We start from the raw sequence: 12,658 nt of genomic DNA on the forward strand, positions 1-12,658 counted from the left end.
GCGAGTTACTCTGTATTGCAAGGTTAAGCGTAAGTGTAGCCGTAGCGAAAGCGAGTCTGAATAGGGCGTCAAGTAATGCGGAGTAGACCCGAAGCCGGGTGATCTATCCATGAGCAGGCTGAAGCTTGAGTAAAATCAAGTGGAGGGCCGAACCAGTATCGGTTGAAAACGATTTGGATGACTTGTGGATAGGGGTGAAAGGCCAATCAAACCCGGTGATAGCTGGTTCTCCCCGAAATATATTGAGGTATAGCGTGTGATTAGTTTTGCGGAGGTAGAGCACTGACAAGGCTAGGGGCCCCACCAGGTTACCAACCCTTATCAAACTCCGAATGCCGTAAAATGATGTCATGCAGTCAGGCTATGGGTGCGAAGGTCCATGGCCGAAAGGGAAACAGCCCAGACCAACAGCTAAGGTCTCGAAATCAATGCTAAGTGGGAAAGGTGGTGGAGTTGCTGATACATCCAGGAGGTTGGCTTAGAAGCAGCCATCCTTTAAAGAAAGCGTAATAGCTCACTGGCCTAGCGATTCTGCGCCGAAAATGTAACGGGGCTAAGCATTGTACCGAAGCTTTGGGTTCGTAGTTTACTACGAGCGGTAGGGGAGCGTTCTCAGATGGGATGAAGGTGAACCGGAAGGTTTGCTGGACTAATGAGAAGTGATTATGCTGGCATGAGTAACGATAAAATAAGTGAGAAACTTATTCGCCGTAAACCTAAGGTTTCCTGGGTAAAGCTAATCTTCCCAGGGTAAGTCGGCCCCTAAGGCGAGGCAGAAATGCGTAGCCGATGGGAAACAGGTTAATATTCCTGTACATGTGTATGTGTGCGATGGAGGGACGCAGAAGGATAGGTGATCCGGGTGTTGGATATCCCGGTGCAAACGTGTAGGCTTGAGGAGCAGGTAAATCCGCTCTTCTTTAAGGCCGAGGCGTGATGCCGAGTCTTTATCGACAGAAGTCATTGATTCCAGACTGCCAAGAAAAGCTTCTAAGTTTAGCATATGCATACCGTACCGCAAACCAACACAGGTAGGTGGGTCGAGCAGACCAAGGCGCTTGAGAGAACTCTGGTTAAGGAACTCGGCAAAATGACCCCGTAAGTTCGCGAGAAGGGGTACTCGAACGTGTGATGTAATTTACTTATTGAGCACGCTTGAGGCGCAGTGAATCGGGGGGGGCGACTGTTTACTAAAAACATAGGTCTCTGCTAAGTCGTAAGACGATGTATAGGGACTGACGCCTGCCCGGTGCTGGAAGGTTAAGAGGTGGGGTTAGACTTCGGTCGAAGCTCTGAATCGAAGCCCCAGTAAACGGCGGCCGTAACTATAACGGTCCTAAGGTAGCGAAATTCCTTGTCGGGTAAGTTCCGACCTGCACGAATGGCGTAACGATCTCCCCACTGTCTCAACCAGAGACTCAGTGAAATTGAATTCCCAGTGAAAATGCTGGGTACCCGCGGAAGGACGGAAAGACCCTGTGCACCTTTACTGCAGCTTGACATTGGTATTTGATTAATAATGTGTAGGATAGGTGGGAGACTTTGAAGCATGCTCGCTAGAGTGTGTGGAGTCACCCTTGAAATACCACCCTTTATTACTTAGATATCTAATCCAATGCCGTCATCCGGCTTGGAGACAGTGTCTGGTGGGTAGTTTGACTGGGGCGGTCGCCTCCCAAATAGTAACGGAGGCTTGCAAAGGTTCCCTCAGGCTGATTGGAAACCAGCCGTTGAGTGCAAAGGCATAAGGGAGCTTGACTGTGAGACAGACATGTCGAGCAGGAACGAAAGTTGGTCTTAGTGATCCGGTGGTTCCGCATGGAAGGGCCATCGCTCATAGGATAAAAGGTACGCCGGGGATAACAGGCTGATCGCGTCCAAGAGTTCACATCGACGACGCGGTTTGGCACCTCGATGTCGGCTCATCACATCCTGGGGCTGAAGCAGGTCCCAAGGGTACGGCTGTTCGCCGTTTAAAGTGGTACGCGAGCTGGGTTTAAAACGTCGTGAGACAGTTTGGTCCCTATCCTCCGTGGGCGTAGGAGAATTGAAGAGGGTCTGCCCCTAGTACGAGAGGACCGGGGTGGACGAACCTATGGTGTTCCTGTTGTCACGCCAGTGGCATTGCAGGGTAGCTATGTTCGGTACGGATAACCGCTGAAAGCATCTAAGCGGGAAGCCAGCCTCAAGATAAGTTCTCCCTGGACATTAGTCCCTAAAGATCCCTTGAAGACTACAAGGTTGATAGGCTGGAGGTGTAAGCAGCGTGAGTTGTTCAGCTGACCAGTACTAATAGATCGTGCGGCTTATTTTACATTAATGGAATTCTCTCTTCTCCCTATTGACTTATATATTTGAACCCTTCCGGTTCACCAGATTTTCTTGGTGCCCAAGGAGGAGGGGGTACACCCGGTCCCATTCCGAACCCGGTAGTTAAGCCCTCCATCGCCGATGATACTGCATGGTAGCGTGTGGGAAAGTAGGTCGGTGCCAAGGAATATTTCAGCCCTTGATTCATACGAATCAGGGGCTTTTCCTTGTTCTTCTTCCGAACACCCCGCCACTTATCCCACCAGTTTCCAAAATCTGAAACTTCCCCGGCATCGCCAGCAACAAACAGCTCACTTGTTTTTCCAGTTCGTCCCCACGTACTCCGCACTCCCCGTCCACACACAATGCTTTCCCACAGTCATAACACCCCCGGCAAAGCCGGGGGCTTGAGCTTGTGAGCCACTCAAAGTGGCTTTAAGAACCGCCTAAAGGCGGAATTTCAACTGCTCCACCCGCTTGTCTTCATGTTCTTGTTTGCGGATGTATTCCCTTATTACCTTTTCGTCTCGTCCAACCGTGGTCACATAGTAACCACGCGCCCAGAAGCTTTGCCCTGCAAATCCCCTTGCGCGATTTTGGACTTCACGCGCTATGTGTATTGCGCTCTTACCTTTTATATAACCAACTACTTGTGCCACAGAGTATTTGGGAGGAATGGCGATGTACATATGCACATGATCAATGCATAAATGCCCTTCCAAAATCATACATTCACGTTGACGTGCGAGCTTGTGGAACACCTCGCCCAAGTAGTTTTTCAACTTGCCAAACAATACCTTACGCCGACATTTCGGTATCCACACAACATGATACTTGCAGTCCCATTTTGTATGGCATAGGCTTGAATTGCACTTCATAGAGCCTCTCCTCTGCTCACTCTGAGCAGCTCACAAGGAGAGGCTTTATATTACTCCCGCATAAGTCAAACTTTACTGGTCCCCCAGCAGAGCTGGGGGGGGTCTCATTGGACTAAGTTGACCCTCAATACAATGACTGAATACCACAGAGTCCCTCTCGTTTTAGTTTTCTCCTCACCACCTCCAGAGACCACCCCTCCCTGTTCGCTTCAGAGAGTGAACCAGCAACTCTCCGCGTCCAGACATATCCCCATGGAAGGCGCATCTCCCCACTGCCGTCGCTAATGCCCTGAATCGCCACTAAACAGCAGCGACAATACGCAACAGAAAAGTAGGGGAGCAAAAATGGTTCATCCGGCTAAAGCATACTTCGCTTGAGGAATTCTCATGATCCTGAGCTTGAAGAACTCGGTGTCTCGATAGCCGTAGGCTTGTCGTTTCAGCGTCTTGATCTTGTTGTTCGTCCCTTCGATTGGGCCTGACAAGATGGGGTGATCGTAGTAAGGATGTCGAAATAAGATGCGGCAAGCGTCCTCGTCATGCCCCGAAAAGGGCGTATCTCGGAGGTTTCGGCCTTGACGATCAAGTCGTTGATGACCTTCTCTGCCATCTCCTTGTCCGACTAGGACCAGAGTTGCCGCAAGTCCTCTTTTAGATAGTAGGCTATCGCCGAAGGTTTGTTCAGTCGCAGCGCTCCGTTTCATCGTAGCTTTCATCCAGAATTTTCGTTTTTTCAGAAAAATCCACCGAGCCACTTTGATCTCCTTCCTTTCAAGTGGCGAGGCGAGTTTCCGGAAGAGCTGGTGACGTATCTGTGTAATCTTTTCATTCATCAGCTTGACCACATGAAACCAGTCAAACACGATAGCCGTATTCGACAGGTTCTCCATGAATGCGCTGATAAAACTGGCGTTCACGTTCTTCGCCACAGCCGTAATCTTGGCTCTCGTCTTCTTGAGGCGTTCCCAGAACGGGAGGAGTGTTTCACGGCTTCGACCTTCGCCGCCAAAAACGACTGCGCCGTTTTCAAGGTCCATAACTAATGTCAAAGACTTTTGCCCCTTGCGGACACTGATTTCGTTGATGGCGACATACTTGAGCTCCCCCGGATAGGGCTTTGAAAAGCGGTGAACCAAATATCGTTTGAAGATTGATTTGATGGTATCCCACCCAATGCCGAGCAGGTCGGGCACATCTTGTATTGTCATCTTTTTTGCCAGGGCGAGAGCATATCACTCAAAAGCTTTCGTATACCAGTTCCTGGAGTCGGCGATCTGAATGTGATCAAGCGAATGATGTTTCTGAAATGGCAGCAAGGGCAACGAATCAAGTCATCCTTGGACTGTACGTTCTGGATGATATTGCCTGTGATGAAATTCTGCCGCGTGGTCGCAACCTCGCAGGCCGAGCGCATGGTAGATGAAACTCGTGAACATGGAGATTCATCCCTCCGTTGGTTGGTGATGCTTCCAATGGTTGGACGCTATGTCCTTTCATTTTGTCAAAAGTACACTTGAAATGGATGAACCACAAAAAGGCAGAGGAGCAGAGTGTTTTTTACGGAATGAGTTATTCAAGCAATTTCAGCAAAGTTTGAGACCTGAGAGTGCTTCATGGTGCTAATATCTTGTTCAGGATGTGAAAATCTACGTAGAAAATTGATAATTAATTTATCTGATATTTCAGGATGGTGAGTACCAGCATGATTTTATGATGTCATCGATCATTTTACAATTCCTTACTGATGGTTATTTTATAAAGAATGAAGAAGTTAAAAAAACTGGCTGACTATGGAGCTTTATTTAACTGTTCATAGGATTTTATAATTCAATGCTCAGCCAGTATTCGTATCGAATTAAGCCCAATGCTTTTAATATGGGAGGATAGGATGAATAATTTAGCTCTTGTGCCGAACGTTATCCCTATTCATTCTAGAGAAATGACCAAGGACAGACTTAAGTCGGCTGTGGGAAAAGTGCTAGCAAATGTTGGATTTCAGAATTTGGATGTCAACCAAGTTGCCCATGAAGCAGGTCTTGATAGAAAATTGATATATCAATATTTTGGGGGACTTCAGGGACTCGTTTATGAGTATGGTCAGACACAGGATTTTTGGCCAGATGTAGAAGAACTGCTCGGAGATGAACAAGATGTTATTTCTAGTTTACCACCACATGAGGTCATGGCCCTTTTTTTCAAGAGATATATGCATGCCATCTTAAAACGCCCATATACGCTTGAAATTCTTGCTTGGGAGGCTATAGAACGGAATGCATTAACGAAAACGCTAGAAGAGATTAGATCAAAAACTGCTCTTCAATTTTTTGAATATATGGAGCAGGATCCACCAAAGAATGTAGATTTAACAGCACTTGTATTATTAATGGCAGGAGCAATAAATTTTATTGTCGTAAGATCACGAATATATCCTTCCCTTGGAGGTATAGACCTTCGTGCAGATGAAGGATGGAAAAGACTCGAAAGAACAATAGATCAACTTCTTTCTGGAATACTCAAATAAGGAATATTATAAAATTTGAATGAGAGTGTTCTGGAGGCTTTTCATTTAATAAATTACTAAAGCGCCTGGCTCAAGAGCCAGGCGCTTTAGTAATTTATTTATTTTGACCTCGTTTAGTCCAGAGCTTCATTTCTTTCATTTTCTTTCTACGTTCTCTTTGTAATGATTTGCAGACCAGAGGCAATTTCTTTTTATAGCCATATTTTTCTCTGTATTCATCTGGAGTTAGATCATGGCTGGAAAGATGCTTTTTGGTCAAAACCTTGAAAGACTTGCCGCAGGAACAGCATAAGATAGATTTTTCGCGAATAGCTTTACTTGGGTCAACGGCAAATACTTCTTCTGTTTCTAGGGAGCCACCTTCCGCAATTGCTTGAATACCGGTCGATAACTTTTGAACCATTGAAGTTATTTCATCTTCAGTCATAGTGCGTACACTCGCTTGCGCTTTGACAATTTCTAATGCCTCTTTCAAGTAATCTTCCATGAGAGTAACTCCTGTTGAATAAGCTGTTGAGTGTTAAAATAAATACATAGTTTTTATATTAGTGTTTAGCGTAATTAAAGCATACTTCATACGTCTGCAACTTTGTCATAATGATATTTTAACTAATCGGGTTTATTTGTATATCATGATGGGCATTGTATTTGTCAATGCAAAACGTTTGTAATCAATGTTATTTCAAAAAAAAGTATCTAATGAGATAACTCAGTGGTTCTGAGAATTTCTTGCTCTCATTTGATGTATGAAGTATAGTTTTTGAGATCAATTTTGAGATTAGGTTTTATTAAGAAATGGAGTTGGATATGAGTACAAGCTGTGGAAAAGTGCATAAACTGGAAGATTTCAAAGACGAAGCTGATGGTGAGAACGGGGCGAAGAACGATGAAGTGCGTGCGAATAGAATGGGCAATACGCAAAAAGATATGAGTAAAGTTGCATTAATTGTTTCTTTGCTCTCTGTCCTTTTACTCGTAATATTCTTTTTCGGTATGAACCAAAATATAGCAGGACTTACTGATGAAGTTCAGTCTCTTGGGGTGTTGCGAGATGATGTGAACTCTTTGGATCAACAAGTGGTCCAAATGCAATCTGATATTCCTCATGAGATGCAGCGTATGCTTGCTCATGATATAGTTAATGAAATGACCATGAAGGCCTTTTACTTGACCGATACACTTCAAGATGAATCGTTACGTGTAAAAATGCAAGAAGTACTGCAGGGGCTCAAGGAAATTCGAACTGGGTTAGAGCAGTAAAAGGTGCAGTCCTCTTTGGGAGCGGTGACTTAGGTCACCGTTTTTTTTAGTGTAACACCTTGATCACTTGTTGTTCATTGTTTGGAAATGAATCTTTTATATATTGATATATATAATTATTCATGACCAATCGGAGATCAATGAACAACGAAAAGGGAATGCAGGTTTGTGAGCAAAAAATATATAAGTCTCAGAGAAATCGGACGTCAGTTGGGAGTCCCTCCTTCTACTATCATTTATTATAAAGATAAATTTGATCGTTTTATTCCATCTGAAGGGAGTGCTGGGCGAAGAAGAAAGTATCCCGCTGAAGCGATAGATATTTTCAGAAAGATTCGTCAAATGTTCAATGATAATTGGTCCACTGAGCAGGTAGAGCAGGAGTTGGCGCTGAAATTTAGCTTGTTGATGGACAAGGAAATGCTGACGCAACAATCATCACAGTTCTCTTTCGGAGGAATCTCTACTGACTTTTCTCAAGAAATAAGTGGTGTGTTGGTCAAAATATCTGATGTTTTAGAGAATGAGACGCTGTTTCGTAGCGAAATAAAGGTATTAAAAGATAAGGTCGAAACGTTACAAAGTGAAATAAGAAGCTCGGAAGCTCGGTACAAAGATAAAATTGTTTTTCTTGAGCATGAGATTGCAGATTTGAAAAAGTTGACGTCTTCATCGAAGCAAGCGGGGGGGATCGATTTTCCTTCTCTTGATTTCTTATCAAGTCCTCTCGTTATTTGTTCAGATGGAGAATATCTTGGGGTACAAGGAAAAGGGCGGAGTCATTTTTCACTAAAGGATTTTGTTCATCTTATTGAAAGAAAAGAGTCGGATATAATGAAAGTTTCCACTTCATGGAAGCGCAAAAGTAGACATTGGGTGCTGGTTGTTCATACCCAGGATCTTGAAAAAAAACGCGAACAGGATATTATTCTGGTAGCCAAAAGAACAATTACGCCCAGTCAGAATATCGTGACAGAGATAAATCGTCTTAATATCGATGGAACTGACGCTCCGGATATTTTATTGTTGACATTGTTTCGGCAACTTCGATCGGTCTTTAATGGGTGATGTTTTTTTTGTTTGTGATAACTCTAGAAAAAATCTTGATTCTTTGTTTTTTTTCACTTATAAAATCACTGCTCAATAGTACCATAGCTAGTTAGTTTCGCCGGTTCGATGGAGGAGACGGTATGCCCCAGGTCGCTGCTAGAATTACAAATGATCAGGAAAAATGGCTCAAGGACTATTTCAAAACCAAAAGCGCTGGGGCTGAATTTATTCTGCCGTGGGCTGTTGATGTCTTTTTCAAGTCTATTAGAAATGTTTCCAGTGACTTTTCAGTTGCCGAACTGAAAACAATACTTGAGTCACATAGGGATGTGAAACTCCTGCCCAATCAATCCAAGCAGGCCTATTTGCTTTTGCGAGTTGAAGAAGCGTGTGAAGAGCATAGCGTACATATTCAGCATGGGGCCAGTAAATCAAACTTGGAAGTGAAGTTGCGGCGTTTGACGGATTTGCAGGCGACAGCTCTTATGATTTGGGCGACTGCATATTGGGTCAGTAAGGCCTGGAATGGGGTTTCAGTCGAAGATTATGTTAAGCTTTCATGTGGTTAAGCATTTTTTTGGGATGACGAACTAACAGTTTTTCGTTTTGTTACGATTATCGGCTGCAAGCGTTTATAGCTGCCGGTAGTCGTTTTTTTGTGGAGGTGGGATGGATAGATTGCCTTGTGTTCTCACGATAGCCGGTTCTGATTCCGGAGGTGGAGCTGGTATTCAAGCGGATATCAAGACCATAAGCATGCTTGGTGGCTATGCTGCCAGTGTCATCACCGCGTTGACTGCACAGAACACTAAAAACGTGACAGGAATTCATGCACCGTCTTCGCAATTTGTCGCTCAGCAGTTGTTGACCGTTACAGAAGATATTCAAATAGACGCTGCGAAAACCGGAATGCTTTTTTCTGAGCCAATCATAGAAGCAATAGCACCACTCCTGCGCCACAAAAAATACCCGTTAGTCGTTGACCCTGTTTGTGTTGCGACTTCCGGGGCCAAACTTCTCAAAGAAGACGCTGTGGATGCTCTGATCAGGTTGATATTCCCATGTGCGGATATCTTGACCCCGAATATTCCTGAAGCGGAAATGTTCACCGGTATCAAAATTTCTGACAGAGAAGACGTATTCAGAGCTGCCCGTATTCTCTTGGATATGGGACCGCATGCAGTGCTTATCAAGGGTGGGCACTCTCAATCTTGGGCCATAACAGATTGGTTTGTAGCAAGAGATCGTGACCCCATTCCTTTTTTACAACAACGTGTCCAAACAATTTCAACCCACGGAACAGGGTGTACTCTCTCGGCGGCCATAGCTACAGGGCTTGCACAGGGGCTAGAAATTGAAGCTACGATCAAAAAAGCTCAAGAGTATTTAAATCTTGGCCTGCGTGCGAGTTTTCCGATAGGTGAGGGGGGGGGGCCGCCAAACCATTTAGCCCCTTGGCTTAAAGTTGAAGCTCGTGAAAAGGTTTTGTCTGATTTAAATCAGTTCTGTCGATGGCTGGAAGCCTCTGATGGGATAGCTGCATTACTGCCAAAGGGGCGTGGAAATATAGCCATCTCCTTGCCCTATGCCAAAGATCTTTCGGAAGTCGCGAGCATGAGCGGAGGGATAGTCGGGACACACGGCGGTGATGCCCTTTCTGTCGGTTTTCCTGATTTTGGTGTTTCAGAAAGGACGGGAGCAACTCTTTTGGCTGTTCAACGCCTGAATCCTGAAGTAGGGTGCGCCGTTACCCTTGGTTTAACGAAAAAGATGAAACAGGTTCTTCATTTGTCCGACTTTGAATCCATCTGGATCAAGAGAGAAGGAAAGCCTGATTATATTTCGTTGGAGCATGGTCGATTTGAAGAGTGGGGAACTTTTACAATTTTAAAAGAACATAAGGCTCCGGGAATTGTTGAAGCAATAGCTGATCCTGGCGGATATGGCTATGAGCCTGTTTTAAGACTCTTGGCCAAAGACGTTGGAGATTTGGTTGAGAAGATGAAGAAACTTTTCAAAATTTTGAAAACATTGGATTGAGCATGCTAAAAAGCCTTCAATGCAGTTTTACTGCGGTATAAGGTTGACATATCTTCAGGAGCTTGCTTAATAAGCACGGTCTTTCTGCGGGCGTGGCGGAATTGGTAAACGCGCCAGATTTAGGATCTGGTACCTCACGGTTTGGGGGTTCGAGTCCCTCCGCCCGCACCAAAATTGCAATATCATGCACCCAAATGGGTGTTCAGGAGGAGACGTCGTCATGGAATATAATGTTGAAGAACTTTCTCCGGTAAAACGGAAAATTACCGTTGAGGTGCCGGCTGAGGAGGCCAACGCGGCTATTATGACCGCCATCGCCATGTATCGTATGCAGGCTGATGTGAAAGGTTTCCGTAAAGGTAAAGTCCCTTCCAGCGTCATTGAGTCCAAATTTCGTAAGCAAATTTACGGGGAAGCGACGACAGACCTGATCAATTATCAGATCAATGAAATTATGAGCGGGTTGAGCATTCAACCTATGTCTCGTATTGATGTTGATGCCAAAGAACTCGAGCGTGATAAAGATTTCACGTATGCTATTGAGTTCGAAGTCGCCCCCAAATTAGAATTGCCGAATTACAAGGGGCTTGCCGTCGATGAGATCAAGGCCTTTGTCGGTGATGCTGAGATTGCTGAAGTCGAGGCTCGTATTCTTGAGAATAATGCAGAAGTGAACGTGATTGAGGATGTGCGGCCCCCTCAAGACGGTGAAGTAGCTACAGTTACTTTTGGTGCCTACCAAGACGACAAAGTAGTTGAAGGCATCCAGGCTGAAAATTTTGATCTTATGCTGGGACAAGGTCAGGCTCTTCCCGATTTCGAAGATATGATCAAAGGGATGACTGCCGGTGAAGAAGGGGAAGTCGACATTACTTTCCCTGAAGACTTCATTAACGAAACTCTCGCAGGTCAGACTGTGACCATGAAAGCGAAATTGCACGCTGTCAAAGAACGTATCACTCCTGAAATGAATGATAGCGTTGCTAAGAAAGCTGGTTTTACAGATGTCGAGACCATGCGCAAAGGGATCCGGGAGTCTTATGCTCAGCAGCGCAAACAGATGAATAAGTCTGCAGCCCTGAGTCAGCTTTTGTCTCAGATCATTGACGGGATCACTGAATTCCCCTTGCCGCCATCCATGGTTGAAGATCGTATCGATAGGTTGATTCAAGACCTTGAATATAAGCTTGATCGCCAGGGGAAAGGGCTTCAGTCCTTGGGTAAGACTCCTCAGCAGATGCGTGACGAATTTAAGGATGAGGCAATCTCCACAGTCAAGTCTGAGATTTTCCTTTTGGCTGTTGCTGCTGAAGAAGGGCTAGAAATTACACCAGAAGAGATTGAGACAACCCTTTCTCAACTCGCCATGCAGACTCGCCAGCCTCTTCATGATCTTAAAAAATATTATGAAGATAATAATCTTATCGTTCCGCTTAAGGACCGTCTGTTGTGCGATAAAGCCTCAGAATTGATTTATGATTCTGCTGAAGTCAAAGAAATCGAGCCTCCTACCGTGACTGATGTAGTAGAAACTGCGGAAGCGGAAGCTACTGCTGCAAAGAGCGACACGGAAAAGTTCGAAAATAAGGCAGAGGCTGTTGCGTTCGCAGTGGCAAATCTGGGACTGAAAGAATCCACAGCAAAAGGGTATTCCTTGGCCAAGCTTCAGGAACGTGCCGAGGCATTCTGGGCAGAGCAGGAAGCCTAGCTATCATATTCTCTCTCAACTTTGCTCATACTGCGGCGGCCCGAGTTCTACGGGCCGCCGCTTTTTTATCAAAATACTCTTGACCTCGGCTTGATTATGCCTATTTAGAATGAGTATAATAAGTAAGTTTCCCTTGTCCTCATATGGGAAATACCTCATACTACAACCAATCTGACACAAAGCGGAATTTGTCCTAAGCATCTTATGAGATGGAGAAAAGGACAGCAGGTTTTCATTTCGCCTTTGATAAACTTCAAAAGATCTTTCAAGGAGAGGTTCATGGTCGCCATCCCGATGGTTATTGAAACAACCGGTCGTACAGAACGTGCCTACGACATTTATTCCCGCCTTCTTAAAGACCGGATCATCTTGCTTGGTAGTGCCATTGATGATCATGTGGCGAGCTTGATATGTGCACAGCTTCTTTTTCTTGAGTCGGAAGACCCGGAAAAGGAAATATATATGTATATAAATTCTCCTGGTGGCTCTGTGTCATCGGGAATGGCTATTTATGATACAATGCAATATATTTCGGCGCCTGTGGCGACGTTGTGCCTCGGCCAGGCCGCTAGCATGGGAGCACTTTTGCTTGGCGCTGGTGAAGCTGGAATGAGGTATGCTTTGCCCCATAGTCGTATTATGATTCATCAGCCACTGGGAGGAGCCCAGGGGCAGGCTTCGGATATTCATATTCACGCCAAGGAAATCCTGCGCTTGCGGGACGAGTTGAATGAAATCATGGCTGGACATACCGGCCAGAAACTGGAAAAAATCCGCGAAGATACCGAGCGTGATTACTTCATGAGTTCCAAAGAAGCCCAGGAGTATGGTCTCATCGACAAGGTGATGAGTTCTCGCAAGGATGCGGTTGAAGACAAGAAAGGTAAGTAA

Annotated in this window: 10 protein-coding genes, 1 tRNA gene and 2 rRNA genes (1 of these 13 only partly in view); 10 read left to right on the plus strand and 3 right to left on the minus strand. The window is 45.1% G+C overall.

Annotation, left to right across the window (positions count from 1 at the left end):
- Together BN4_RS01525 and rrf are read left to right on the plus strand one after the other, a co-directional pair.
- Positions 1 to 2,314: ribosomal RNA gene (locus BN4_RS01525) — 23S ribosomal RNA — on the plus strand; it begins 624 nt to the left of the window's first position.
- A 67-nt stretch (positions 2,315 to 2,381) separates the two neighbouring features.
- Positions 2,382 to 2,496, plus strand: a 5S ribosomal RNA gene (gene rrf / locus BN4_RS01530).
- Positions 2,497 to 2,756: 260 nt separating this feature from the next.
- Here rrf and tnpA read toward each other — a convergent pair.
- Positions 2,757 to 3,188: an IS200/IS605 family transposase gene (gene tnpA, locus BN4_RS01535; protein ID WP_015413585.1), complete on the minus strand. Its 432-nt coding sequence runs from the start codon at positions 3,186 to 3,188 to the stop codon at positions 2,757 to 2,759.
- Positions 3,189 to 3,538: 350 nt separating this feature from the next.
- A complete protein-coding gene (locus BN4_RS01540) occupies positions 3,539 to 4,396 on the minus strand; it encodes an ISL3 family transposase (RefSeq protein WP_015413586.1) in 858 nt (285 codons plus the stop codon).
- 680 nt (positions 4,397 to 5,076) lie between these two features.
- Between BN4_RS01540 and BN4_RS01550 the strand changes: the two genes are divergently transcribed.
- Positions 5,077 to 5,709, plus strand: a complete 633-nt coding sequence (locus BN4_RS01550) for a TetR/AcrR family transcriptional regulator (RefSeq protein WP_015413587.1) — start codon at positions 5,077 to 5,079, stop codon at positions 5,707 to 5,709.
- A 94-nt stretch (positions 5,710 to 5,803) separates the two neighbouring features.
- On the opposite strand, the gene BN4_RS01555 is transcribed toward BN4_RS01550, so the two are convergent.
- Positions 5,804 to 6,196, minus strand: a complete 393-nt coding sequence (locus BN4_RS01555) for a MucR family transcriptional regulator (protein ID WP_015413588.1) — start codon at positions 6,194 to 6,196, stop codon at positions 5,804 to 5,806.
- A 320-nt stretch (positions 6,197 to 6,516) separates the two neighbouring features.
- On the opposite strand from BN4_RS01555, the gene BN4_RS01560 reads away from it, so the two are divergent.
- The 7 genes from BN4_RS01560 (at position 6,517) to clpP (ending at position 12,658) form a co-directional block, all read left to right on the plus strand.
- Positions 6,517 to 6,969: a hypothetical protein gene (locus BN4_RS01560; RefSeq protein WP_015413589.1), complete on the plus strand. Its 453-nt coding sequence runs from the start codon at positions 6,517 to 6,519 to the stop codon at positions 6,967 to 6,969.
- 168 nt (positions 6,970 to 7,137) lie between these two features.
- On the plus strand, positions 7,138 to 8,037 hold the full coding sequence (locus tag BN4_RS01565) for a MerR family transcriptional regulator (RefSeq protein WP_015413590.1): 900 nt from the start codon (positions 7,138 to 7,140) through the stop codon (positions 8,035 to 8,037).
- Positions 8,038 to 8,159: 122 nt separating this feature from the next.
- Positions 8,160 to 8,588, plus strand: a complete 429-nt coding sequence (locus tag BN4_RS01570) for a hypothetical protein (RefSeq protein WP_015413591.1) — start codon at positions 8,160 to 8,162, stop codon at positions 8,586 to 8,588.
- Between the two features lie 100 nt (positions 8,589 to 8,688).
- Positions 8,689 to 10,059: a bifunctional hydroxymethylpyrimidine kinase/phosphomethylpyrimidine kinase gene (gene thiD, locus BN4_RS01575; RefSeq protein ID WP_015413592.1), complete on the plus strand. Its 1,371-nt coding sequence runs from the start codon at positions 8,689 to 8,691 to the stop codon at positions 10,057 to 10,059.
- An 86-nt stretch (positions 10,060 to 10,145) separates the two neighbouring features.
- Positions 10,146 to 10,230 (plus strand) — tRNA-Leu (locus tag BN4_RS01580).
- 49 nt (positions 10,231 to 10,279) lie between these two features.
- Positions 10,280 to 11,767, plus strand: coding sequence for a trigger factor (gene tig / locus BN4_RS01585; RefSeq protein WP_015413593.1), 1,488 nt, complete (start codon positions 10,280 to 10,282; stop codon positions 11,765 to 11,767).
- Positions 11,768 to 12,046: 279 nt separating this feature from the next.
- Positions 12,047 to 12,658, plus strand: a complete 612-nt coding sequence (clpP, locus tag BN4_RS01590) for an ATP-dependent Clp endopeptidase proteolytic subunit ClpP (RefSeq protein WP_015413594.1) — start codon at positions 12,047 to 12,049, stop codon at positions 12,656 to 12,658.

The organism is Pseudodesulfovibrio piezophilus C1TLV30 (genome assembly GCF_000341895.1).
Classification (GTDB): domain Bacteria; phylum Desulfobacterota; class Desulfovibrionia; order Desulfovibrionales; family Desulfovibrionaceae; genus Pseudodesulfovibrio; species Pseudodesulfovibrio piezophilus.